The following is a 733-nucleotide window of genomic DNA, read 5'->3' as shown; positions in this document are numbered from 1 at the left end:
AGACAGTCTCTGCGGCATGCAACCGCTTCCTCTGTCTTATCCACGTTCTTTAAATTGGAAGGCCGTAAAGATGGGTTCCCCCATTCGGAAATAACCGGATCAAAGGGTGCTAGCGCCTCCCCGGTTCTTATCGCAGCTTGCCACGTCCTTCTTCGCCTCTCTACGCCAAGGCATCCGTCAGAAGCCCTTTAACGCTTGATCGTTCTCAACAAAACGCATGTGTTTACAATGTAATGATACGATCACGTCGATTGTCACGACCGCTACTAGGGCAGCGTCGCACCATCACATATACATACGTCGTTCTTAGACATCTTCTCCCCCGTATGCTCGGAAAGTTGTGGCATACGTAGTTCATCGAAGATGTCTGTGTCAGACAATGTCTTCTCGGATCACCCCTAAAGCTATGAACAACCGGGGAAACCCTTCATTTACAATTTCAACAGGGACACAGTCCCTGCACCTTTCCGACCAGAGGTTACCCTCACAGCCGAAAAACTTGTGTTGCATCGTAAGCATTTTCGCTGCTCAACCGGAACTGGGAGCGAAGCGAACTTAGCAGCGCCCTGATGAGGCGCGCAGCCTGCGTGGCGCTTGAACGCCAACAAACGAACCATTCGCAACGCGAATGGTGGAGCCAGACGGAGTCGAACCGACGACATCCTGCTTGCAAAGCAGGCACTCTACCAACTGAGTTATGGCCCCCTCACACGAGGACAGACGCTTAAACCTT

The 733-nt window shown here is 51.8% G+C and carries 1 tRNA gene and 1 rRNA gene; both read right to left on the bottom strand.

The annotated features are described in order from the left end of the window. Nucleotides 1–201: ribosomal RNA gene (locus ABAC402_RS40760) — 23S ribosomal RNA — on the bottom strand; the annotation flags it as partial. A 428-nt stretch (nucleotides 202–629) separates the two neighbouring features. Then, a tRNA-Ala gene (locus ABAC402_RS38940) sits at nucleotides 630–705 on the bottom strand. Nucleotides 706–733 lie beyond the last annotated feature (28 nt).

Origin of the sequence: Asticcacaulis sp. AC402 (assembly GCF_000495835.1) — a bacterium.
Taxonomy (GTDB): domain Bacteria; phylum Pseudomonadota; class Alphaproteobacteria; order Caulobacterales; family Caulobacteraceae; genus Asticcacaulis.
The sequence above is the reverse complement of the archived record's forward strand: the minus strand, read 5'-3'. Positions and strand labels throughout refer to the sequence as shown.